The organism is Asticcacaulis taihuensis (genome assembly GCF_900100255.1).
GTDB classification, from domain to species: Bacteria; Pseudomonadota; Alphaproteobacteria; order Caulobacterales; family Caulobacteraceae; genus Asticcacaulis; species Asticcacaulis taihuensis.
In genome coordinates this window covers 839,639-858,471 of sequence record NZ_FMTS01000001.1, presented here as the reverse complement: position 1 = coordinate 858,471, position 18,833 = coordinate 839,639, and the positions used below count along the sequence as shown (strand labels likewise).

18 protein-coding genes are annotated in these 18,833 nt (G+C 60.0%); 12 read left to right on the top strand and 6 right to left on the bottom strand.

All coding sequences use genetic code 11. The features are described 5' to 3' along the window. Positions 1-39: 39 nt before the first annotated feature. From BLO49_RS18125 to BLO49_RS04080, 4 genes are all read left to right on the top strand, one after another. Positions 40-252 (top strand): DUF3012 domain-containing protein, encoded by a 213-nt coding sequence (locus tag BLO49_RS18125; RefSeq protein WP_139159613.1) that lies wholly within the window; start codon positions 40-42, stop codon positions 250-252. Further along, positions 249-890, top strand: a complete 642-nt coding sequence (locus tag BLO49_RS04090; protein WP_090644504.1) for a DUF3617 domain-containing protein — start codon at positions 249-251, stop codon at positions 888-890. The genes BLO49_RS18125 and BLO49_RS04090 overlap by 4 nt, the downstream gene beginning before the upstream one ends. Before the next feature lie 61 nt (positions 891-951). Further along, complete coding sequence (locus BLO49_RS04085; RefSeq protein ID WP_090644500.1) at positions 952-1,536, top strand: DUF3617 domain-containing protein; 585 nt, start codon at positions 952-954, stop codon at positions 1,534-1,536. Between the two features lie 80 nt (positions 1,537-1,616). Then, positions 1,617-2,525: a 3-keto-disaccharide hydrolase gene (locus tag BLO49_RS04080; protein ID WP_090644497.1), complete on the top strand. Its 909-nt coding sequence runs from the start codon at positions 1,617-1,619 to the stop codon at positions 2,523-2,525. Here BLO49_RS04080 and ypfJ read toward each other — a convergent pair. Then, complete coding sequence (gene ypfJ / locus BLO49_RS04075) at positions 2,522-3,364, bottom strand: KPN_02809 family neutral zinc metallopeptidase (RefSeq protein ID WP_090644495.1); 843 nt, start codon at positions 3,362-3,364, stop codon at positions 2,522-2,524. The genes BLO49_RS04080 and ypfJ overlap by 4 nt on opposite strands. 316 nt (positions 3,365-3,680) lie before the next feature. Between ypfJ and BLO49_RS04070 the strand changes: the two genes are divergently transcribed. Together BLO49_RS04070 and BLO49_RS18570 are read left to right on the top strand one after the other, a co-directional pair. Continuing rightward, complete coding sequence (locus BLO49_RS04070) at positions 3,681-4,769, top strand: efflux RND transporter periplasmic adaptor subunit (RefSeq protein ID WP_245678851.1); 1,089 nt, start codon at positions 3,681-3,683, stop codon at positions 4,767-4,769. 2 nt (positions 4,770-4,771) lie between these two features. After that, positions 4,772-8,257, top strand: a complete 3,486-nt coding sequence (locus BLO49_RS18570; RefSeq protein WP_245678850.1) for an efflux RND transporter permease subunit — start codon at positions 4,772-4,774, stop codon at positions 8,255-8,257. Between the two features lie 300 nt (positions 8,258-8,557). Here BLO49_RS18570 and BLO49_RS04060 read toward each other — a convergent pair whose 3' ends face one another. From BLO49_RS04060 to BLO49_RS04050, 3 genes are read right to left on the bottom strand one after another with little or no spacing between them, the layout of a single operon-like run. Next, positions 8,558-9,826 (bottom strand): HlyC/CorC family transporter, encoded by a 1,269-nt coding sequence (locus BLO49_RS04060; RefSeq protein WP_090644489.1) that lies wholly within the window; start codon positions 9,824-9,826, stop codon positions 8,558-8,560. Between the two features lie 12 nt (positions 9,827-9,838). Further along, entirely contained in the window at positions 9,839-10,978 is a 1,140-nt protein-coding gene (aroB, locus tag BLO49_RS04055; RefSeq protein WP_090644485.1) for a 3-dehydroquinate synthase, read from the bottom strand. After that, entirely contained in the window at positions 10,975-11,571 is a 597-nt protein-coding gene (locus BLO49_RS04050) for a shikimate kinase (protein WP_090644483.1), read from the bottom strand. Before BLO49_RS04050 ends, aroB begins: the two co-directional genes overlap by 4 nt. Positions 11,572-11,618: 47 nt before the next feature. On the opposite strand from BLO49_RS04050, the gene BLO49_RS04045 reads away from it, so the two are divergent. The 3 genes from BLO49_RS04045 (at position 11,619) to BLO49_RS04035 (ending at position 14,455) form a co-directional block, all read left to right on the top strand. After that, positions 11,619-12,539 (top strand): site-specific tyrosine recombinase XerD, encoded by a 921-nt coding sequence (locus BLO49_RS04045; protein ID WP_090644480.1) that lies wholly within the window; start codon positions 11,619-11,621, stop codon positions 12,537-12,539. A 175-nt stretch (positions 12,540-12,714) separates the two neighbouring features. Next, a complete protein-coding gene (locus BLO49_RS04040; protein ID WP_090644478.1) occupies positions 12,715-13,674 on the top strand; it encodes an acetyl-CoA carboxylase carboxyltransferase subunit alpha in 960 nt (319 codons plus the stop codon). A gap of 121 nt (positions 13,675-13,795) precedes the next feature. Then, complete coding sequence (locus tag BLO49_RS04035; RefSeq protein WP_090644475.1) at positions 13,796-14,455, top strand: hypothetical protein; 660 nt, start codon at positions 13,796-13,798, stop codon at positions 14,453-14,455. Here BLO49_RS04035 and BLO49_RS04030 read toward each other — a convergent pair. Both BLO49_RS04030 and BLO49_RS04025 read right to left on the bottom strand, forming a co-directional pair. Further along, entirely contained in the window at positions 14,452-15,324 is an 873-nt protein-coding gene (locus BLO49_RS04030) for a mechanosensitive ion channel family protein (protein ID WP_090644472.1), read from the bottom strand. The genes BLO49_RS04035 and BLO49_RS04030 overlap by 4 nt on opposite strands. After that, complete coding sequence (locus BLO49_RS04025; protein WP_090644469.1) at positions 15,314-15,790, bottom strand: nucleoside deaminase; 477 nt, start codon at positions 15,788-15,790, stop codon at positions 15,314-15,316. The genes BLO49_RS04030 and BLO49_RS04025 overlap by 11 nt, the downstream gene beginning before the upstream one ends. A gap of 72 nt (positions 15,791-15,862) precedes the next feature. Between BLO49_RS04025 and BLO49_RS18565 the strand changes: the two genes are divergently transcribed. The 3 genes from BLO49_RS18565 (at position 15,863) to BLO49_RS18360 (ending at position 18,805) form a co-directional block, all read left to right on the top strand. Next, on the top strand, positions 15,863-17,863 hold the full coding sequence (locus BLO49_RS18565; RefSeq protein ID WP_245678849.1) for a pseudouridine synthase: 2,001 nt from the start codon (positions 15,863-15,865) through the stop codon (positions 17,861-17,863). A gap of 11 nt (positions 17,864-17,874) precedes the next feature. Further along, complete coding sequence (gene rsmD, locus BLO49_RS04015) at positions 17,875-18,450, top strand: 16S rRNA (guanine(966)-N(2))-methyltransferase RsmD (RefSeq protein WP_090644467.1); 576 nt, start codon at positions 17,875-17,877, stop codon at positions 18,448-18,450. A gap of 205 nt (positions 18,451-18,655) precedes the next feature. Next, positions 18,656-18,805 (top strand): hypothetical protein, encoded by a 150-nt coding sequence (locus BLO49_RS18360; RefSeq protein ID WP_170828196.1) that lies wholly within the window; start codon positions 18,656-18,658, stop codon positions 18,803-18,805. Positions 18,806-18,833 lie beyond the last annotated feature (28 nt).

Genomic DNA, 18,833 nt, shown 5'->3' with positions numbered 1-18,833 from the left:
TGAATATGTTCGGAAATAGGGTGTCTTTAAAGGTCAAGTATGAAACCGTTTGTCTGTTTAATTGCGTCCGGCCTGGTCATTTGCATCCTCAGCGGTTGCAGTCCGCGCCCTGGGGCATCCGGTGACGTGGCGGATGCCGGCGAAAGCCCCGCCGCCAGCCTGACGGCCGAAGAGGCGGCGGCCTATGCCAGCTACTCCCCGGTCATGTCGATGGATGGCGACAGCCAGGCATCGGAGGCGGACTCGCAATGAAGTTGAAATTTGTCATGCTGGGGGTGACAGCTTTCCTTGTGACGGGCTGCGACAAGCCGGAAACGCCGCGCACGCCCTTTGTCGAAGACGGGGCCGGACTATCGGCAGCAGCGGCATCGGCCGCGGCGGAAAGTGCTGCGGCCAGTGAGGCGGAGTCCGAAAGCGCACCGGCCTACAAGGTCAGCCGGCTGGGACAACGCGCGGGACTTTGGCAACTGACCCAGACCCTGCCGCAACTGGGCGGGCGCTCGGTGTCGAAAATCTGCGTCAATGACGCACAAGGGGAAAAGCTGGCCCTGATCGGCCATGATCTGCCGGGCAAACCGGAAATGGCCCATCTCGAATGTTCGGCGCGCTCGGTCACCAAGAGCGATAACGGCGCCGATATCGATACAGTCTGCATGGTCAATGACACCACCCTGACCTCGCATATTCATGTCGATATCATCGGCAATGACGCCTTCCACCAGACGGTCGAGACGCGGTATTCACCGGCGTTTGCCGGTCACGGCAACCAGGTCACGATCACCGACGGCAAACGTCTGGGGAATTGTCCGGCCGGTATGAAGCCGGGTGACTATGTGACGGGAGACGGCGTGAAACTGAAGGCCGGGCTCGTGCTGGCCAAGTTTCGTTAATAAGGGTTTGTAACGTCGTTCTTCGGTTGTATGGTAGGGCGCAACTTGAAGGAGGCGCCTCATGACAATTATGCGTTTGACTACGGCTCTGATACTGATCGCCGCCTTGGGCAGCATGGTTGGTTGCAGCAAGCCGAAGGCGCCTGAAAGTCAGTCAGCCGGCATTGAAGCGGCGAAACCGGCCCCGTTGGCGGAGGCCAGCCCGATGGCGCAGAAGCCTGGCCTGTGGGAAATGACGACCTCGGTGCCGGGAATGCCGGCGGGCCTGGTCAGCAAGCTTTGCGTAGATCAGGGCCTGAGCGAACGGATGGTTGAAGTCGGCATGAAGGGCACTGGCGATGCCCAATGCACCCAAAGTAATATCGTAAAGACCGGAACAACCGTCGATGTCGATTCGGTTTGCCAAATGTCAGGCCGCAAGGTCACCAGCCATATCCGCATGGAAATGATCAGCGACAGCGAGTATCACCAAACGATTGCCGCCACCATGGAGCCGCCATTGAGCGGGGACGGCAAATCGACCACCACGGTAATCGGCAAACGGCTGGGTGATTGTCCGGTCGATATGAAGGGCGGCGACATGACCGTTCCGGGGGGCATGAAAATCAATATGTACGATGCGCTGAACAAGTCCACCACGCATTGAGAGACGCTTTTCCTTTCCTTGACGCATGTATATGTAATCGATTACCATCGCGTACAGTCATATAAAAGTTGGGAAGAGATATGTTGAAGCGTGTTGCCGCTACTGCAGGGCTGGCCTTGGCGTTCGGGCTGGGCGTGGCGCGAGCCGAAGCGCCAGTCTTCCATCCGCAAACCCTGGTGCTGAAAAATATTCCGCCGGCCACCGGACCGGCCGAAGCGCTGTTCAACGGCAAGGATTTGAACGACTGGACGGCCTGGCTGGGCTACAGGGAGCCGGCCGTGACCTATAATGCCGGTGGTGCAAAGCCGATCGGTCCGGGTGGCAAGGGGGATATCTTCACGGTGGTAACCGAGGATGGTGCGCCCGCCCTGCGTGTCAGCGGCGAAACCTGGGGCAGCCTGGTCCACAAGGGCGATTTCAAGAACTATCACCTGCGGCTGGAATACAAATGGAGCGGCAAACGATATGCGCCACGCCTCAACGACCCGGAAAACAATGGCCTGCTGTATCACACCCACGGCGCCCCTGGTGTGGTCTGGGGCACCTGGTCGCGCGCGGTCGAATTCGAGATCATGACCGGCAGCGTCGGCATGGTGGTGCCGGTGGGTAACGGTCTGCAGGTTGATTCCAGCGTGGCTATTGATCCGTCAATCATTGATCCGAAGCAGCGCTTCATGGCCGGCGCGCCGAAAGGCTCAGCCATTGGCAATACCGCCCTGTGGAATATCGAAAACAATTTCAATGCCGACAAGCCGGTCGGCCAGTGGAATACGCTCGATCTCTACGTCTTCGCCAACCACGCCGTCCATGTGGTCAATGGCGTCCCGGTCATGGAGGTCTGGGGCATCTGCGACAAGGCCAGCGATACAGCCCCCTGCGAGCCGCTTATGCACGGCGCGATACAGTTGCAGTCCGAAGGGGCGGAAACCTTCTTCCGCAACATCACCATTGAGCCGATCAATAGCCTGCCGGCAATCGAGGCGCGTTAGCCGAAGGTACGGCAATCCGCCGGATCACCGGCGCGGAAGCCGGCCTTGAACCATTGGGTGCGCTGGGCGGCCGAGCCGTGGGTGAAGCTGTCCGGCACGACACGACCTTGAGCCTTTTCCTGTAGCGTGTCGTCGCCCACCGCCGTGGCCGCGCCCAGGGCTTCGTCGATGTCGCCGGCCTCGATCCAGTGTTCCTTGTCGTTGGCGCGCTTGGCCCAGACGCCGGCATAGCAGTCGGCCTGGAGTTCCAGCTTGACGGAGAGGGCATTGGCACCGGCCTTGCTCAGATGCTGCTCCTGGCGGCTGACTGCATCGCTCGCGCCTTCCAGCTTCTGGATATGGTGGCCGACCTCATGGGCAATGACATAGGCCTTGGCGAAATCACCCGGCGCGCCGAGCTGATTATCGAGCGTGCGGAAGAAATCGAGATCGATATAGACCTTTTCGTCGGCCGGGCAGTAGAAGGGCCCCATGGCCGCTTCGCCCATGCCGCAGCCGGTGGGCGTGCCCTGCGTATAAAGCACGATGGTGGAGGGGCGGAAGTCCTTGCCCTCAGACTGGAAAAGCGCCTGCCAGGTATCATTGGCCGAGGTGTGGATGACATCGGCGAACTGGCCTTCCTCGTCGCCGGGTGTGCCGGTAGAAGCTTGCACGTCTGATGTCGGCGCGCTCTGGCTGCCGGCGCTCATGATGGTTTGCGGGTCAATGCCGAATACGAAATAGCCGATCAGCGCCACGACCACGAGCACCAGTCCACCGCCGCCGGCCACCGGGCCCATGCCGCCACCGCCGCCCCGACGATCCTCAACGCCGCCCCTGCGTCCGCCTTGCCATCTCATGACGTTCTCCCTTGATCTGAAGGCGTAAGCTGACCCAGGTGGCATAAATATGCAATAGCCCGAGGATTATCGCTTCGGTTAACCCTCTTTTCAGGCATTACAGCGTTTTAGCTGCTGACAGTTTTCTGCCAATTCATGATATAGCAAACGAGAACGGCGTCATGCGGGTGCAATGACGCCTGCCGAGGTGCGCGTTCGTGAAAGATTTGTAATGTCGCCTTTCGTTGACAGGCAACGGGGCGCACATCAGAGTGCGGTAAAGAAACAATGGTGTCCGTCGGAGCGCGGCACGAAAATAAAAGTAGGATCAATGGGCATGATTTGGGGAACTCTGAAAGCCGGTTCGCGGTCACGATCAGTGGTGGCGTTCGTCGCCATGGCGCTGGTCATTGGCGCCGGCATCAGCGGCTGCAGCAAGAAAAAGGATGACGGCAAGGCCGAATCCCATGCGGCGGTCGTCAATTTCGCCGTGGTGCGCCAGGATACGGCGCCTGTCCAGGTGGTGGGCACCGGCACGATCAGCGCCTGGCAGGAGGTCGCCGTCGGCGCCGAAACCGGTGGCCTGACCGCCGTGGCGCTGCTGGCTGATGAAGGGCAAACCGTCAAGCAGGGCCAGCCCCTGCTGAAAATGAACGACGTTCTGCTCCAGGCCCAGCTCAAGCAGGCCCAAGCCAATTACAACCAGTCGAACAAGGCTTACCTGCGCGCCCAGACCCTGTTCCAGCAAGGCTATCTGTCGGCTGCCGCGCTCGATAATGCCGAGGCCGCCAAGCTGACGACGGAAGCCGCCATGCAGACGGCCCAGACTCAGCTCAATATGGCAACGGTCCGTGCGCCGGTTTCCGGCATCGTTACCCACCGCACGGCGGTGCTGGGCCAGAATATCAGCCAGGGCGCCGAACTGTTCCGCATCGTCCGCGATGGCCGTATCGAACTCAACATGCAGGTTGTGGAAAGCGACCTGCACAATATTTCCGCTGGTATGCCGGTGACGGTGACCAGTGAATCCACCGGCCCGGTCAGTGGCTCGGTGCGCATCGTTACGCCGATGGTCGATCCGGCCACGCGCCTGGGCTATGCGCGCGTCAGCGTGCCGTGGGAGTCAGGCCTGCGTCCGGGTATGTTTGCTTCCGGCACGATCGCGGCCGGTTCGCAAAATGTGCTGCTGATCCCGCAGAACGCCATTGTCTATCACGAGAATGTGCCGCAGGTCTTTGTGATCGGAAGCGATAACAAGGCACATCTTCGCAAGATCGTGGCGGGGACAACCACCGGCGGGAAGGATGTCATTGTCAAGGAAGGGCTTGTCGCAGGGGACCGCGTGGTCACGACCGGCGCCGGCTTCCTGAATGACGGCGACCTGGTCAAGGCCACCGCCACAACGGCAGCGGGCGGAGAGCACTGATCATGTCAACCGCATCTTCAGCGCAAAGCGGCGGCGGTGGCTTCCAGATTTCATCCTGGTCGATCCGCAATCCCATCCCGACCCTTGTTTTCTTTGTCGTCATGACGATCGCCGGCTTCCTCGGCTTCGGTCAGATGCGCATCAACAACTGGCCGGATATCGACTTCCCGATCGTGGTCGTCACCGTCGTCCGCTCCGGCGCCGCGCCGACCGAACTGCAGAACCAGGTAACGCGCATCGTCGAGGATTCCGTATCGGGCCTGGGCGGCGTGCGTCATATCCAGTCGATTGTCAACGAAGGCGCCTCGACCACTGTCATCACCTTCCAGCTCGAAACCGACCTGGAAAAGGCGACAAACGATGTGCGCAACGCCGTGGCTGGCGTGCGGGCCAACCTGCCGTCCGATGTGCTCGATCCGATTGTGTCGCGCGTCGAGAATGCGCAGGGGCAGCCGCTGCTCAGCTATACGATCCGTGCCGCCAACATGACGCCGGAAGACCTGAGCTGGTATGTCGATAACGATGTCGCCAAGAAGGTCCTGGGCGTTAAAGGCGTGTCGCAACTGACGCGTGACGGCGGGGTTGAACGTGAAATCCGCATCGAACTCGATCCCGCCAAGCTGGCGGCGCAGGGTGTGACGGCAGGCGATATCAGCCAGCAACTTCGTAATTTCAACGTCAACATGCCGGGCGGCCGTTTCAATGCCGGCACGTCGGAGCAGACCATCCGCACGGTCGGTGGCGCCAGCAGCGTCCAGCAGCTTTCGGATACGCGCATCACCCTGTCCAATGGCGGCAGCGTGCGCTTGGGCGATATCGCCACGGTCAGTGACACCTGGTCCGAGCCGCGGACGCGCGCCCGCTATAACGGCAATGAGGTCGTCGGCTTTAATATCCAGCGGACCCGTGCCACGTCAGAAGTCAAGGTCGCCGAAGGCGTTCGCGCTGCCGTGGAGGCGCTGAAAGCCTCCAATCCGAATGTGCAGATCGAAGAGGTTTCCTCCTCCGTGAAAGAGGTGCAGCGCAGCTACGACACTTCGATGGAGGCCCTGCTGATCGGCGCACTCCTAGCCGTATTCGTGGTCTGGCTGTTCCTGCGCGACTGGCGGGCCACCCTGGTTTCCGCCGTCGCCATGCCGATGTCGCTGTTGCCAACCTTCTATGTCATGCATCTGCTGAACCAGTCGTTCAACGTGGTGACCCTGCTGGCCCTGTCATTGACCGTCGGTATTCTCGTCGACGACGCCATCGTCGAGATCGAAAACATCGTGCGGCACATGCGCGAAGGCAAGAAGCCGTATCAGGCGGCCATCGAAGCTGCCGACGAAATCGGCCTGGCCGTCGTGGCGACCACCGCGACCCTGATCGCCGTGTTCGCGCCCACCGGGTTCATGCCGGGCATCGTTGGGCAATTCTTCAAGAGCTTTGCTATCGCGTCCTGTGTATCCGTCTTCTTCTCGCTTGTGGTGGCGCGAACGCTCACGCCGCTGATGGGCGCCTATCTGCTGCGCGCCAATCCGAAGCACGACCATGACAAGCCGTTCTGGATGGATGGTTATCAGGCCATGCTGAAATGGTGTCTGGAGGGCCACCTGAAGTGGCGCTGGTACATCTTCATGCATGGCGCGCTGATTTCGGTAATGTTGCTGATCCAGTACCTGACCAAGGGCGCGGTGCCGATGGGTATGGCGGCTGCCGGCGTCTTCGGCGTGACCCTGCTTTTGTTCTTCGTCCTCTATAAACCCTATATGAAGGCACGCTGGGCGGCGCTCGAATTTGGTCTGCTGTTTTCGCTGGGCATCATGGCGATGGGGTCGGGCTTCATATTCCCGCACCCAGGCCCGGACGGTGACATAATAAAGCCGGAACTGCCGTCGCAGATTATCGGCGGGGTTATCGCACTTGTCGGCCTTGCCTGCGTCATCGGCACCATCATTCTGACGGTCCGCCTCAAGACCTCACTGCTGCGGGCGCGCTGGGCGCCGTTCCTGGGCGGCATCATGTTCTTTGCGGGCTCAATTGCCCTGTTGAGTACGATTCCGAGCGACAATATCCCGGCCGACGACCAGTCGATGTCGGTCATGAGCCTGACCCTGACGCCTGGAACGCCGCTGCAGGAAACCGATAATGTGGTCAAGCGCATTGTCGCCGACCTGGCCACCCACAAGGAGGTGCGCAGCACCTATGCCGTGATGAACATGGAAAATGCCACGATCACAGTCAACCTCGTGCCGAAAAAGGAGCGCAAGCTCTCGCAGACCCAGTTCGAACAGGCATTCTCGAAGACCCTGGGCAAGTATCCCGGCATCCACAGCAGCTTCGGCCAGGATGGCGGCGGCGGCACCGGCGTGGCCTATATCCTGGCGTCGGATAACGAACAGTTGCTGGCCTCCACCTCGCAGCAGTTGCTGCGGGAAATGGCAGCACTCAAGGAACTGACCAATGTCCATTCCGAGGACAATCTTGTGCAGCCGGAAGTCGTCATCACGCCCAAGCCCGACCAGGCGGCGCTGATGGGGGTTTCGACCAGCACGATCAGTTCTGCTGCGCGCGTCGCCACGATGGGTGATATTGACCAGATTCTGGCCAAATATAATGATGGCGACCGACAGATCCCGATCCGCGTCCTGCTGAAGGCCGATGCCCGCTACGATATCAACAACCTCAATACCTTGATGGTGCCGACCAAGTACGGCACTTCCGTGCCTCTGTCGGCTGTGGCGGATATCACGTTCGGCGCCGGCCCGATCAAGATCAACCGGATCGATCGTACCCGCTCGGCCACGGTTAATGCAGACCTGAACGGCGTGCCCAATGGTACGGCCGATAAAGCTGTCATGGCGACACCGACCATGGTCAAGCTCAAGAAGGGTGAAATCCCAGGCGTGCGGGTTGTGCCCAATCCGAACACAGAGGACTTCCTCGAAATGGTGCCGAACTTCATCGCTGCCATCCTGACCGGGATTGCCCTGATGTATGTGGTACTGGTGCTGCTGTTCGGTTCGTTCAGCCACCCGTTCACCATCCTGCTGGCGCTGCCTCTTTGCTTTGGCGGGGCTTTCATCGGCCTGATCCTGGCGCAGATGAGCATGTCGATGCCGACCTATATCGGCCTGATCATGTTGGTTGGTATCGCCGCCAAGAACTCGATCCTGCTGGTCGAATACGCCATGGTAGCGATCAAGGGGGGCATGGGGCGCACCGAGGCTCTGTTTGAGGCCGCCAAGAAACGGGCGCGTCCGATCGTCATGACCACCGTGGCCATGGGCGCCGGCATGATCCCGGTAGCCGTCGGCAATGACGCCTTCCGCCAGCCGATGGCGGTAACGGTGATCGGCGGTCTGATCACCTCGACGCTCTTATCACTGGTGTTCGTGCCGGCGACCTACACGATCATCGATGAGATATCGCACTTCTTTGGCAAGATGATCTCGCCACTTTTCCATGCCCAGGGCAAGGATGAGCCGGAAGAAACGACCGCCGAGTAGTCGGGGTGTCGCTGAAAATTCAAAGCCCGTCGGAGTGATCCGGCGGGCCTTTTGTTTCAAGGAATACGCAAAAGATAGAGTTCATCCATAGATTACACAGATTTTAGAACCTTACGTATAGTGCGAGACCATCGGTGCGAAAGCGCCATTGGCTCCAGCCAAAGTTTCTGGAGGTTGCTCATTAAACTCTGAAAAATCTGCGTAATCTGTGTAATCTGTGGATAAGCTGTCTTTCTTAAGGCCGGAACGATGAGGCAGTTCCGGGTAAGGTTCAGGCGTCTGAAATTTACAGATCTTCCGTTAGACCGGTGAAATCTTGATTGCCGTGATCTGGTTGCGCTGGCGGCGCAAGATCTGAAATTTGCGGCCATAGAAGATGAAGGTCTGGCCCGGTTCGGGGATGGTGCGGGCCTCGTGGATCACCAGGCCGGCAATGGTGACGGCATCCTCGTCGGGCAATTCCCAGTCCATGGCGCGGTTGAGGTCGCGTATGGCCAGGTCGCCATCGACATGGATTGATCCGTCGGACTGGCGGCGCAGGGCGGTCAGTACGGCGTCGTGTTCATCATCGATCTCACCGACGATCTCTTCCAGGATGTCTTCCAGCGTCACCAGCCCCTGCAGGGCGCCATATTCATCAACCACTAAGGCGAAATGCGCCTTCTTGCGACGGAATTCGGCCAGTTGGTCCTTAAGATTGGTGGTGTCCGGGATGAACCACGGCTCGCGCACGATGGCCATGACATCGACGCTTTTGATATCGCCCTTGGCACGGATCACCGCTGCCATCAGGTCGCGGGCGTGCAGGATGCCGATAATATTCTCGGTGTTGTCCTTGTAAAGCGGCACGCGGGTGTGGCTGAAACCCAGGGCAATATCGATGATGCGCTCGGTCGGCAGGTCGGCATCGATCATGTCGATCGATTTGCGGTGAACCATGATCTGGCTGACATCGAGTTCGGCGAGGTCAAGCACGCCGCGGAACATGTTGCGGTCTTCGCTCTGAACGGCGCCTTCGTCATGATGGTATTCGACGGCGCCGCGGATTTCCTCGTGCGCCGCCAGCACATCGACCTCCATCGACATGCGCACGCCGAACAGGCGCAGGACGGCGCGCACGAACCACTGCACGGCATTGATGATCGGTCCGAAGATGAAGACGGTCCAGCTTACGGGGCGTGACAGGAAGCGGGCCACATCATCCGGCTTCATTATGGCCAGGGTCTTGGGCAGGACTTCGGCGAAGACCAGCACCATCACGGTCATGAAGGCAGTGGAGATTGCCGCGCCCCACGGACCGGGAATGGCGCGGTCGATGGAGATGGTGGCAATGGCGGAGGCACCGATATTGAGCACATTCTGCAGGAGCAGGATGGCGCCAATCATCTTTTCCTGGTTGGTCAGGAGTTTGTTGACCCGCTTGGCCGCCTTGTCGCCATCGCGCTCAAGCTGGTGCATCCGGCCGCGCGAGGCGGCCGTCATCGAGGTCTCGCCCGCGCTGAAGATCGCCGATACCCCCAGTATCAGCAGCAGCACAGGAACCAGGGCGATAAGCGAGGCGATCAGCATGAGTTTTGACCTTTAGGCCGGCGCTGTGGTGGATGAAACGGCGCCATCCAATATGAGGAATTCGGCGATCAATTCGGCGGATACCTTTTTGGCGACAAAGGCCCGTCCGATACCATTGACCAGCACGAAGGTGAGGGTGCCGCCTTCCGCCTTCTTGTCGTGGCCCATGTGGGTGATCAGGCGGTCGGCATCAAAGGGGGCATTCCTGATATCCGACATGCGTGTCGGCAGGCCGGCGTGGGCGATAGCTGCCACGGCGCGATCCGACTCTTCTTCCGTGCATTCGCCATTGAGGGCGCTGTAGCGGAAAGCCTGGGCCATGCCGATAGCGACGGCCTCACCATGCAGCAGCATATCACCAAATCCGACCTCGGCCTCCAGCGCATGGCCGAAGGTGTGGCCGAGATTGAGCAGGGCCCGCTGACCGCCTTCGCGTTCATCGGCGGCGACGATTTCGGCCTTCATTTCGACAGAGCGGGCAACGGCGTACAGGATGGCTGCGGGCTCCAGTGCCAGCACCTTGTCGTCATTGGCCTCCAGCCATTCGAAGAAGGTCTTGTCGCCCAGCAGGCCGTACTTGATGATTTCGGCATAACCGCAGCGGATTTCACGCGCCGGCAGGGTCTTCAGGATATCAAGATCGCACAGCACCAGGCGCGGCTGCCAGAAGGCGCCGATCAGGTTCTTGCCTTTTTCGTGATCGATAGCCGTCTTGCCGCCGACCGAGGAATCGACCTGAGCCAGGACGGTGGTCGGGATCTGGATGAAGTCGATGCCGCGCATGTAGACGGCGCAGGCAAAGCCGGTCAGGTCGCCGATGACGCCGCCGCCAAGGGCGATCACCACGTCCTTGCGGTCCAGGCCGCAATCGAGCAGGGCGTCGAGGACGAATTTCAGGCCGTCATAGGATTTGCTTTCCTCGCCGGCGGGCACCACGATCTTGTGCGTCCTGCGGCCGGCGACCTCGAACTGGGCCAGGATGAGGTCGGCGTGCAGCGGGCCGACATTGGAATCCGTCACCATGACCACGCGTGAATTGGTCAGGAAAGGACCAACCCATTTTTCAGCCTCGTTCAGAAGACCCTGTCCAACAATGACCTCGTAGGCTTTGAAGCCTTCGCCGGATACCGGAATGCGCCTGATATTGCTCATTTTGCACCCATGATATGGGCGTGCAGGGCCGCCACCACCTGATCGAGCGCCTTGACGTGCGACTGGTCGCCGGTGTCGACGGTGATGTCGGCGATTTCATACAGGGGATAGCGGGTCTTGACGTGTTCTTTGAGCACTTCGATCGGGTTCCGGTCTTTGAGCAGGGGGCGGTGAGGACGGTTGGCCACGCGCTTGGCCAGTACCTTGATATCGGTTTTCAGCCAGAGGGTAATCGCCTTGGCCTTGAGGTTTTCACGGGTGAGGGGGTGCGTCAGGGCGCCGCCGCCGGTGGCCAGGATACGCGGCCCCCCTTCCAGCAGGCGAGCGATGACACGCTGTTCGCCATCACGGAAGCCTTTTTCGCCGTAGTTGGCGAAGATATCGGCGATCGTCATCCCGGCCGCCTTTTCGATCTCCTCGTCGGCATCGACAAAGGGCAGGCCGAAATGATCGGCCAGGCGACGGCCGATGGTGGTCTTGCCAACGCCCATCAGGCCGACAAGCGCAACGGTTTTCGGCAGGGTGAAGACGGGGCGCACTGGAGACCCAGGTATTGGGGGTTCAGCAGCGGAAGGCTCAGGCTCGGCGGTCATTTGCCTGCTTTACACGATATTAGGGGGACTTTGCCAGACTTAACCTTATGAGTTCCAGATTCGATCCCGTAAAACAGTTTCTGCAAATGATGGCCGTGGAACGCAATGCCGCGAAGCTGACGCTTGAGGCTTACGGGCGCGACCTGGCGGATCTGGTTGACACATTGCAGGTTACCGCTTCCGGTCTGCTTAGTTTGGCGGAATCCGACCTGGCGCGTTATTTCACCACTTTAAGCGAACGCGGCCTGTCGGCGGCCACCACCCAGCGCAAGCGGTCGGCGATCCGCCAGTTCTACCGCTTCTGTGTGGCGGAAAATCTGACCGGCGCCGATCCCAGTCGCAAGATCGCTGCCGCGAAAAAGGGCCTGACCCTGCCCAAAATCCTTTCGCGCGCCGAGGTCGACTCGCTGATTGCGGCCTGCGCGGAGAAGAACCCACATCAGGCCGTGCGGCTGGAGTGCCTGATCGAGATGGCCTATGCGTCCGGTATGCGCATTTCCGAACTGGTCGGCCTCAAGCTCGATGCCGTCCAACGCGATCCCGCCTATCTGATCATCAAGGGCAAGGGCGGCGTCGAACGGCTGGTGCCGCTCAATCCTTCCGCCCGCGCCGCCATCCGGGAATATCTGGAGATTCGCCCGGCCTTTTTGCCAGCGGGTGACAAGAACAATCCCTATCTGTTTGCGTCTCGCGGCGTTGATGGTCACCTCACGCGCCGGCGTGTCGGGCAATTGCTGGATGAAGCGGCGTTCAATGCCGGCATCGATCCGGCGCGCGTGTCGCCGCACGTTCTGCGTCACGCCTTTGCGACTCACCTGCTGGAGGGCGGGGCGGATCTGCGCACTGTGCAGACCCTGCTGGGCCATGCCGATATCTCCACCACGCAGATCTATACCCATGTCGCGGGCGAACGCCTGCGGGAGGTGGTCGAAAGCCATCATCCGCTGGCTAAAAAGCGGACTGGATAAGGTTTTGTGGTGTTAAAAAGCTTTGCGACGAATGGGGCAAGGGGCCGTGCCCCTTGAAAAATCCCCTTTAACGGATGACGACTTGCTGTTAAACGGCCTCTCCTCTAAGGGTAGTGCCCTTATTCGTATTGGTTTTTAACGCTACGCGCGTACATTTGGGGCAATCAAGAGCGACCTGATGCGACATTATCTCGAATTCGAACGTCCGATCGCGGACCTGGAAGCCAAGATCGAGGAGCTTTCCGCCCTGTCGCAAAGCGGAGGCGCCAATCTTGATGTCGAACTGGATGCCCTGCGCCAGCGTACTGAAGTCCTGCGCCGCGAGACCTATTCCCGTCTCGATCCCTGGCAAAAGACCCTGGTCGCCCGCCATCCGGAACGCCCGCATCTGGTCGATTATATCAGTGGCCTGATTGAAGATTTCGTCGAGCTGCGCGGTGACCGCAAGTTCGGCGATGATCAGGCCATCGTCGGTGGCCTCGGCCGGTTCCGCGGTCAGTCTGTGGTGGTCATGGGCCATGAAAAGGGCCATGACACCGCCACGCGCCTGAAGCACAATTTCGGTATGGCCCGTCCGGAAGGCTACCGCAAGGCGGTGCGCCTGATGGAAATGGCCGAGCAGTTCGGTCTGCCGGTTCTCACATTTGTGGATACCGCCGGGGCTTATCCGGGCATCGGCGCCGAAGAACGCGGCCAGGCCGAGGCTATCGCCCGCTCGACCGAAAAGGGCCTGACCCTGCGCGTGCCGGTTATCGCCACGGTAACAGGCGAGGGCGGTTCCGGCGGGGCCATTGCACTCGCTGCTGCCAACCGCGTGCTGATTCTCGAACATTCCATCTATTCTGTGATCTCGCCTGAAGGTGCAGCCTCGATCCTGTGGCATGACGGTTCGCGTGCCAAGGATGCCGCCGATCAGATGAAGATCACCGCGCCGGACCTGCTCAAGATGGGCATTGTCGACCGTATCGTCGAGGAACCGGCCGGCGGTGCCCATTCCGATCCGGAAGTCATGATCGAGACTCTCGGTAATGTGCTGGAAAAGGAATTGCAGGCGATGAGTTTCCTGTCGCCGGATCAATTGGTCGAGCAGCGCGCCCAGCGCTTCTACGATATTGGCCGTAAGGGATTGAGCTAGACGGCCAGCCATTCAGGCTTCTTTTACCGCTATCTAATATTTCAGCCTCTCAAATCACTTTGTGAACCGGCAGCGGTATTTCTATGCTGTCCGTGAATCTACGAATTTGGGAAGCCACATCATGCGTCACCTGTTTATCGCCACCGCTCTTCTGGGTGCCATTGCCCTTGCCCCCGTCAGCGCGCAGGCGGTCGAGCCTGATTTTGTCGGGCTTCGTGCCGGTACACTGGGATATGGCGCCGAGTTTGGCGTGAAACTGAGCCCGCATTTCACTCTCCGCGCCATCGCCAATGGCGCCAGCTTCGGTTACGACGACACCAGCGACGATATCCGCTATGACGGGGATCTGAAACTGGCCTCCTACGGCGCGCAACTCGACTACCGTTTCAGCGAGACAGGGCCGCTTTATGTAACCGCCGGCGTATACAAGAATGACAACAAGGTCGTGGCAACCGGCCGCGCCAACGGCACGGTGACGGTCGGCGGTGTACCCCTGACCGAGGCTCAGGTCGGCACCTTGAATGGACGTGCCAAATTTGACGATGCCGTGCCATATCTCGGTATCGGCGCACGCTGGCCTGTAGGCGCAGTCGAAATCAATCTCGAAGCCGGCGCCTATTTCCAGGGGCGTCCGCGCGTGACCCTGACATCTGATAGCATTTATGCCGACATGCCGGAAGTGCAGACGGCGCTGGAGACCGAACGCCAGAGTCTGGAAGACGACATCAGGGACTTCAAGACCTACCCTGTCGTTGAACTGGGTTTGCGTTACAAGTTTTAAGCCTTGCTGATCTCAACTTGGTGCGGGAAGGGGATTTCGATTCCCGCCGCATCGAAAGCTTTCTTTATATCAATCATCAGGCTTGTGCGGGCGCTGATGCCGTGTGCCGGCATGACCCACAGGAAGACGCGGGCGGTAATCCCGCTGGCCGCGAACTGTGTGAAGCCGATAACCGGATCATGTGTACTGAGACGTTCCGGCTGCTTCAGGGCGACATCGCGCAGGATATCCAGCGCCTGATTCAGGTCGGTATGGTAGGCGACATCGACCAATACTTCGATTTTCAGCGCCGAATTGGTGGTGACATTGTAGATTTCGTTGCTGAAGACCTTGGTATTGGGAACGAAGACGCGGATATTATCGGCATTATTAATTTCCGTGGCGAACAGGCCCAGGCGATGGACCGTGCCCTTGACCTCGCCGATATGGACCGTGTCGCCGATGCGGTAGGGCTTGTTGAACAGGATCATCAGGCCGGCGGCCACGTTGCCGAGCGTGCCCTGCAGGGCCAGACCGATGGCCAGGGAGGCCGCGCCCAGGACGGTGAGCAAGGAAGCCGTCTGGACACCGAGGCGATTGAGCACCGCCACCAGGCCGACCGCCAGGACGATCCAGCGCACAACCTGCGAAAAGAATTCCAGCAGGGTCCGGTCGCCATCCTTGTGAACCAACCGGCGCGAGGCGCGCTTGACGGCATCCGACGCCATGCCTGACAGCATCAGGGTGATGGCAAAGATGGCCGCGGCCCAGCCGATATTGGCCATCATATCCGGATGTTCGCCCAGTTTCGCCCAGACAATACCGGCGTCGCGGACCACTTCATCCCAAAAAGGCTGGAGAGGGCCGAGATTGAAACCATTACCCGCCATTTTGTGTTCCCTTGCGTCTGGTCTTGAAGAAGGATTTCAGCATTTCCGAACTGTCATCGGCCAATATGCCCGTGGTAACATCGGGTTTCCAGTGGCAGGTCGGCTGCGCGAAGAATTTCGGTCCATGCTCAACGGCGCCACCCTTGGGATCGGGGGCGCCATAGATGACCCGGCCGATGCGGGCATGGCTGATGGCGCCGGCGCACATGGCGCAGGGTTCCAGCGTCACATAAAGCCAGAGATCGGTCAGGCGGTAATTGCCGAGGGCCTCGCCTGCGGCCCTCAGGGCGCGGATTTCGGCGTGCGCTGTGGCGTCATGTAACGAAATCGGCGCATTTCCAGCACTTGTTACAACAGTTTTACTTGACGGATCGAAGATTAGAGCGCCTATCGGCACCTCGCCGGACAAGGCCGCTTCACGCGCTTTTTCCAGCGCTATACGCATCAAGTCGATATCGTCTTCCATAGAGGATTTAAAGACGGGCCTGCACTGAGACGTCAAGCGAAATGGCGTCAATTACATTTAGAGAGATATACCGTGACCCAAGACAGTAACGCTGGAGAGCGTAACGATGAACAATTCGGACCTGAAACCCCGCGCGAACTGACACCGCAGGAGATCCAGGCCGCGAAGGAATTGCAGGAGATCGCCGACGGTCACCGCTATATGCCGCAGGAAATGCGTGACGCCCGCGAAGCCGCCGGCAAGAAGCCTGAGCGTCCGAAGAAGGCCCCAAAAAAAGACGACAAGATCGCCGCTGGCGAGCGTATCGCCAAGGTGCTGGCCCGCGCCGGCCTGGCCTCGCGCCGCGAAATCGAGCGTCTTATCGGCCTGGGCAAGATCGCCGTCAATGGCCGCATCCTTGAAACCCCGGCGGTCCTGGTCAAGGCGACCGACGTCATCACCGTTGACGGCCAGGTGGTCGGCAAGGCCGAACCCACCCGCCTGTGGCGCTATCACAAGCCCGTCGGCCTGGTGACCACCGAACGTGACCCCTCCGGCCGGCCGACAGTTTTCGACAAGCTACCGGCAGACCTGCCGCGGGTGCTGAAGGTGGGCCGTCTTGATCTCAATTCCGAAGGGCTGCTGCTGCTGACCAATGACGGCGAACTGGCGCGCGCGCTGGAGCTGCCGTCCGCGGGCTGGGTGCGCCGCTATCGCGCCCGCGCGCTTGGTCATACCACCCAGGCGCGTCTCGATGCCCTTAAAGACGGCACCACGGTTGACGGTGTGATCTACGGCCCGATGGAGGCCACGCTCGACAAGGTGGCGGAAAAGGCCGATGGCCGTGCCAACTGCTGGGTCACGGTCTCGATCACCGAAGGCAAGAACCGCGAAGTCCGTAAGGTGCTGGAATCGATCGGCCTGAAGGTCAACCGCCTGATCCGCCTGGCCTACGGGCCTTTCTTGCTCGGCAATCTGGAGCCGGGCGAGGTGGAAGAAATCGGCCCGCGCGTGATCCGCGAGATGCTGGCGGACGTTGTTCAGTTGAAGAACCTTCCGCTGGAAGGGGCCTCGCAGACACGCAGTATATCGTCCCCCCGTGAAAGCACGGGCGCGCCCGTCGGCCGCCGTGGTGGCGGCGATCGCTTCAAGACGGACAAGCCGGCATTTGGGGCGAAAAAGTTCGGAGACAAGAAATTCGGTGACAAGCCGAAAGACTGGAAGCCGCGCACTGAGTTTGAAAAACGCGATTACAAAGATCGCGATTTCGATGAACGCCCGCGCTTTGAAGGCGATGGCGAGGCCCGCGATCGCCGCCCCGAACCAGCCCCGCGTCGTGACTATGGCGATCGTAAGCCTTACGGTGAAAAGACCTGGACCCCGCGCGCTGAAGGGGCTGAACGCAAACCTTACGGAGACCGCCCGAAACGCGACTTCGGCGATCGGCCCCAAGGCGATCGTCCAGCGTTCAAGAAGTCCTATGCGGCGCGAGACAATGCCGGCGGTGAGCGGAGCTATAGCGACCGTCCGAAGCGTGATTTCGGTGATCGTCCTCGGAACGTAGGTCCGCAAGGCGATCGCCCGTTCAAGAAGCCCTACGCCAAACGCGATGGCGATGGCATTCCCGCCGGTGAAGCCGGTGCCTACGAACGCGCCAAGCGTGAGTTCGGTGGCCAGAACCGTGAAGAGCGTGGTGAAAAGAAGTGGACCCCACGTCCGGAACGCAGCGAACGCCCTGAACGAGAAGGCCGTCCGGCTTTCAAGAAGCCCTATGCCGCGCGTGACAATACCGGTGGCGAACGCAGCTATAATGACCGTCCGAAGCGCGACTACGGTGACCGTCCGGCCCGTGCGGAAGGCGCCGAAAGGGGAGAGCGCCCGGCCTTCAAGAAACCCTACGCCGCGCGTGATGGCGAAGGCCGTGGCCCCAAGCGCGACTATGCCCCGCGTGAAGGTGGTGAACGCAAGTCTTATGGCGATCGTCCATCTGCCGGCGGCTTCAAAGGCGCGCCCCGTGATGGTAGACCCGGCGGCAAGCCTGGCGGCCGTCCTTCCGGTGGAAAACCTGGCTTCAAGCCGCGCCGTGACGGCTAAGGGCTGGGGCGGTGCGGATCGTCGGAGGTAAATTCAAGGGCCGTGCGCTGGTGACGCCGAACGGGCAGAACACCCGTCCGACCTCTGACCGCGCCCGTGAGGCCATTTTCAACATCCTGGCCCATGCCGACTGGGCGCCGAACCTGGAAGGCGCCCGCGTCATGGACGTGTTCGCTGGCTCCGGCGCGCTGGGCTTCGAGGCGATGTCGCGCGGCGCGGGGTTCTGCCTGTTCGTCGAAACGGACGAGGCGGCGCGTGGCGCAATTCGGGACAATGTCGAAACCTTCGGTCTTTTTGGCACAACCCGCGTCCACAGGCGGGATGCGACCCAGCTGGGGGCGCGTCCCGGCTCCCAGGCGGAAGCTTTCAATCTCGTTTTTCTCGATCCGCCCTATCGCAAAGGCTTGGGTGAAAAGGCTTTGGATGCCCTTGTCAGCGGTAACTGGTTGTCTGAAAATGCCATAATCGTCTTTGAGCGGGCAGCGGATGAGGATGATTTTGTCACAGATGTGTGGCAAAAAATCAACTTCAAAACCTATGGCGCGGCGCAGGTTTTATTCCTGAAACAAAAAATTTTTAATTCGTAAGGTGCGGATTTAATTAAATAAAAAATCCATAAAGAGCGGGTAAGTGGTATATTTAACGCAGGGTTAAAAATTATCTATTGACGGTTCTTAACTCTTATCCCCAATATGTCCTTAACAAGGCATGAACAGCAAACTGGCCCAAAAAACGAGGCACAAAAATTGCTGACAGCCTGAGCAGACTATTACTAAATTAGGGGTCAAGGTGATGGATATTCAAACTGCACAAGCCGTAAGTCCGCGCGCCACGAAGCGCCGCTCCGATGGGCTGAAACTGTTTCTGGTGGCTGGTCTGAGCGTTCAGGTGTGGGGCGTGGTCATGGGCCTTGGTCTTATCATTCTGAACCTGACGCACTGAGTTTATTGGGGTCTGCAATCTGCTGATT